We start from the raw sequence: 4,836 nt of genomic DNA on the forward strand, positions 1-4,836 counted from the left end.
TTTCCGGGATAATTCTCCCCATTTCCCGCTCTTCCCCTCCTGGGAGGGGTTAGGGGTGGGTTCCGATTCCCGACTCCCGATTCCCGACTCCCGATTCCCGACTCCCGACCCAAATGTAAAAAACCTACCCCTGTGAGATCTCCACACTCCCCATCTCCCCATCTCCCCATCTCCCCATCTCTCCTAATCTGAAGGGGGCAATTCCCGATCGCTCAAGCTTTTTTTACCTGTTCCCGCATAATATTTATATTGTTCAATGATAATTTTCGCCAGCTCAGAAAGGGGTATTTCCTTACCATCAACCTGAGCTTTAACATAAATCTTGAGTGCTTTAATATAAGATAGACCAAGAGCCAGGGTTAGTGCTGCTGCCGTTGAGCCTGATATTGCTCCACCAAGCACGGTGCCTGCACCAGGAATCATTTTGAGTAAATTCGCGACAATTACTTTACCCACTGCAGTCATTCCTCCTGTACCCCCAAGAGCAGATATCACCATGCCCAGAAAAGCTCTTTCAACCGTTAATCCAAAAATGCTAGTGATGTTAGCAATCATTACCGTTTGCATAGTTACCAAGATTGGCGCATCAGAAAACGGAATTGGTGAGGCACCAACCAATGCTGAACCAGTAACGTAACCCGTAACATATTTAAACGCTTCACCTGCTTTTAGTTCAATATTTCTAATCTGTTCTCTCAGAAATGCTTTGCGCTGGGCTTCCGGCAGTAAATTTGCCGTCACTTCTACTAAACGCTCTAAACCATGGGCTGTCACCGTATAATCATCATCGATTGGTTTTGATTGTGCTAGCACTGGAATAATCTGACTAACCGGTAGATTCTTACCCTCTAGGAAAGCAATAAACTCACTACGTTTTTTCGTTAAGGTTTGAGTCAGCACTAAGATAACGGGTACATCTTTTTGTTGCAGGCTCTTTAGCCATTCTTCCTCAATCGGATCCAATCGAGCTGTTTCATGATTAAGGCAATACCACACCACATGAATATGTTCTTTTGCCTCTAGTTTCCTTTGATCATCAATTAGTTTCGAGATATCTCCCCTTACTCGTTCAATCTGTTGAGCTTTAAGTTCTAGCCCTGGTGTATCGTACACTGTAATCGGGCAACCTGTTTTCCTATAACGACGAATGGTTTGAGTAACAGGATAGCCCACTCCAGTTTCTGCCAGACGAGAGCGAAAAATTGTGTTTACTAAAGTACTTTTTCCTACACCGGTTTTACCAATTACTAAAACATTACATTGCTCAACTTTGCTCTGGGCATCTTCATAGGCTTCGCTCATTTTGCCTAACAGTTCATCAAACGAAATGTGCTCTGACATTAGTAGTTTTCTCCTTTAGCAATTACCCATAAGTATTGAATATAGCCATAAAATTTTACCAAAATCCCTGATTTTTGTCTATAGCAAAGGGAGTAGGGAGTAGGGAGTAGGGAGTAGGGAGTAGGGAGTAGGGAGTAGGGAGTAGGGAGTAGGAAATACGGCATCAAAAATTATCACAATTCCTACACAGATTACTATATCGTTATTGTCACCAGAGCAGGAATATAGCGTTTCTCATAGCTATGAGGTGCGCTTGACCCATTAAGAATTAAATTCGCCACGGGTCGCACCTGAGGTACACAATATTTTTTCCCTCTTGCCTCTTGCCTTCCCCTCCTGGGAGGGGTTAGGGGTGGGTTCCTGCTCCGAAGTCCCTATTCCCTATTCCCTATTCCCTATTCCCTATTCCCCCAATTATAATGATACTTAATCGACATAATGTTCGATAAAGTTCCTAAGTTCATTCACATTAAATTCCTTAGCAAATTGAAATATCACCTTAGCAAATGGGACAAATTTAGCATCTAATTCTTCCAGCTTTTTTGCTTCTTTGCTGATTTCAAACACATTACCTTTCTTAGCAAACTCATAAAGTTGGAGCAGCACATCGGATGGGGGAGGCACAATGGCATCTAGGTTGATTTCTTCAGCTCCAGCATCTATTATAGTTTCTGGTTTTGGTATGAAGTCTTCATACACCCATTCCAGTTGCAAATGCTGTTTTAATTTTTCCAGTAATTCTGCTACGTCCACTGGTTTAGGAATAAAATCATCGCAGCCTGCAGTCCAACTCTCTTGCTTGTCTAACTCATAAACACTGGCAGATGAAGCAATAATCAACAGATCTTTAAATTTATCTGATGAGCGCAGACGTCGCATCATTTCCAAGCCATCCATCACCGGCATCACCAAGTCAGTAATAATTAGATCAGGGTTACATTCTGTGGCTTTTTCCAAACCCTCAACGCCATTACTGGCCTCCAACAGCTCAAATCCTAGAGGTTGTAACACATTCACAATTACAGAGCGATTCTCCCATTTGTCATCTACTACTAGGATTTTTTGTGGTTTACCCTGATACCCTATAATGGTTTTGGTAGAGGCTTGCTTAGTCTCAATCACAGCTGTGGTAATGGGTAACTCTAAATCGATAGAGAAAATGCTACCTTGGGCATAAGTACTCTCAACATTGATACAACTTCCCATCAACTTGATAATTGTTTGGCTAATCGCTAATCCCAGTCCAGTACCTTGAGCACGATTATAAACATCCCCCACCTGTTCAAAGGGCAAAAATATTTTTTCCAGTTGTTCTGGGGTCATCCCAATCCCAGTATCTTTAATGATAAATCGAACTATGACTAGGGGGGATTGGGGAGTAGAAAGTGCTTGGTGGTTACTGATAAGTTCTACCTTAAAGGTGACTCCGCCATGGTCAGTAAACTTAATGGCATTGCCCAAAAGATTAAGCAGAACTTGTCGCAATCGTTTGCCATCAGCCAGGATACCGTCTGGCAGATGGGATGAGGGTTGATAAATAAAAGCAATCTGCTTTTGCTGGGCTTTGACGCGGCACATTTCTACAACTTCTTTCAAAAAGGACGGCAAATGAATTTCTGTCGGAAACAGTTCCATTTTCCGAGCTTCGATTTTGGATAAGTCTAAAATGTCATTAATCAGATGGAGCAGATAGTTGCCACACTGATAAATAAGATTGATCTGGTCTTTTTGTTTAGCAGTTATCTGTGGATCCCGTTGCAGAATTTGGGCATAACCCAAAATGCCATTGAGGGGAGTACGCAATTCATGACTCATATTAGCCAGGAATTCACTTTTGGCGTTATTAGCCTGATCAGCCGCTTCTTTAGCTGCTTTGAACTCAGCTGTACGTTCCTCAACCCGGATTTCCAGTAAAGCATTGGTTTTTCGCAGTTCTGCTTCAATTCGCCTACGCCCAGCTAGATAAACTAGACCATAGCTAAATCCAAAGCAGGAAACACCAGCAAATAACAGCCAATAGCGGTAGTGATGGATAACTTGACCCAGAGTCACTTTTCCCCAATCTTCGTAGGGACGAACCCGCAGATTGCGTAAGGTTTCGTGACAAGGTTGGTAGTTGGCCGGGATGGTCCAGCCGTGATAAAGACCAGCTTTGGCCGCTGGGTGCTCAGAAGGCATGGTAATTAATGCGATCGCAACCTCTTCCGCTAACTCCATTGGGGTATGGGGTAGTGTGGAAAAGGGCCATTCTGGATAAAGTTTAGTACTCAGAGCAAAAGGGAAAGTGTCCTGATATTGAGTTTGCTGATTCAGGATCACAAAGTCATCTAGATTAATTTTGCCCTCCTGTGCCATACGTTCCAGGGTATCAGTGCGGACAGTGCCAGCATCGACAATACCATCACGAACAGCGTAGACCACTGCGTCATGGCTACCACCAAAGTGGAGCCCTGGAAAGTCACGGTAGGGGTTAACTCCAGCTTCTAACAGAGTTTCCCATGCCATTTGCCAGCCCCCAAAGGCAATTTCACTGACGGCTATAAAGGTTTTACCCCGTAAATCCTTTAAATCCTGGATATCATTGCGGTCAGCATGACGCAGGATAACCGCTCCAAATTGGGTGTAAGACTTGCCTAGGCGTAGATTTTTTAGGGTGGCAATTCGTCTTGCCCCATAAATCCATTCCAACTCTACATACATTCCAGGGTTAGGCAACACAAAGTCCACCTCCTGGTTAGCTATTATTTCTTCGAGGGTATCAAACTCTAGTGGTACAAGTTGGAAAACATAGCCGGAAATCGTGTCACTGAGATAGTCTAGGGTCGGTTGCCATTTTGCCTTAGTATGGTCAACACCCCGAATTGCCATCACTCCCACCTTAACAATCTTTACCTGTGAATTCATTCTTTGTCCTGTTCCATCTACAGGTTCCTGAGCAAGAGTAATCCCTGGGGCAGTCGATGCTATTGCTGATGCTATGACTGATAATCCTATGCCTATAATCAGGCTAGATTTAATTAAGAAATAAAGACGAATCATAGTATAGTACTTTTCAATTATGTGAGATACAAAGTTTTGGGTTTTAGGGAGTCGGGAGTCGGGAGTCGGGAGTCGGTGTAAGAACATTTAATGTCCCTCATAACTATGAGAAACACTATATATCTTTTCCGGTTAATAAATTCTAGTTTTAATTCATCAATACCTATTTCCTTCATTAATTAATAATTAACAGGCTGAATATAGCGTTTATATCATGTCCGGATAATTACCCTTAATAAAAATCTCCCCATCTCCCCATCTCCCCACACTTCCCACACTTCCCTCTCTTTCCCGATTCCCGATTCCCGATTCCCGATTCCCGATTCCCGATTCCCGATTCCCGATTCCCGATTCCCGATTCCCGATTCCCGATTCCCGATTCCCGATTCCCGATTCCCGATTCCCTGCGCTATACTAATGCAGCGCACACGTCGTAACTCCAGTCACGCAGCCGGC

At 43.5% G+C, this 4,836-nt stretch carries 4 protein-coding genes; all 4 read right to left on the reverse strand.

Annotation, left to right across the window (positions count from 1 at the left end):
• Positions 1-183: 183 nt before the first annotated feature.
• The 4 genes from F6J94_RS30325 to F6J94_RS30340 all read right to left on the reverse strand — a co-directional run bounded on the left by F6J94_RS30325 (position 184) and on the right by F6J94_RS30340 (position 4,808).
• A complete protein-coding gene (locus F6J94_RS30325) occupies positions 184-1,341 on the reverse strand; it encodes a GTPase (RefSeq protein WP_293047095.1) in 1,158 nt (385 codons plus the stop codon).
• Positions 1,341-1,508 (reverse strand): hypothetical protein, encoded by a 168-nt coding sequence (locus F6J94_RS30330; RefSeq protein ID WP_293047097.1) that lies wholly within the window; start codon positions 1,506-1,508, stop codon positions 1,341-1,343. Before F6J94_RS30330 ends, F6J94_RS30325 begins: the two co-directional genes overlap by 1 nt.
• 259 nt (positions 1,509-1,767) lie before the next feature.
• Positions 1,768-4,467 (reverse strand): PhnD/SsuA/transferrin family substrate-binding protein, encoded by a 2,700-nt coding sequence (locus tag F6J94_RS30335; RefSeq protein ID WP_293047099.1) that lies wholly within the window; start codon positions 4,465-4,467, stop codon positions 1,768-1,770.
• 125 nt (positions 4,468-4,592) lie between these two features.
• On the reverse strand, positions 4,593-4,808 hold the full coding sequence (locus F6J94_RS30340; protein WP_293047101.1) for a hypothetical protein: 216 nt from the start codon (positions 4,806-4,808) through the stop codon (positions 4,593-4,595).
• Positions 4,809-4,836: the final 28 nt, after the last annotated feature.

Origin of the sequence: Moorena sp. SIO1F2 (genome assembly GCF_010672755.1) — a bacterium.
GTDB lineage: Bacteria > Cyanobacteriota > Cyanobacteriia > Cyanobacteriales > Coleofasciculaceae > Moorena.

Excerpts from the sequence above, each read along its gene's own strand:
- F6J94_RS30325 (WP_293047095.1), bottom strand. The coding sequence starts at position 1,341 with ATGTCAGAGCACATTTCGTTTGATGAACTGTTAGGCAAAATGAGCGAA.
- F6J94_RS30335 (WP_293047099.1), bottom strand. The coding sequence starts at position 4,467 with ATGTTCTTACACCGACTCCCGACTCCCGACTCCCGACTCCCTAAAACC.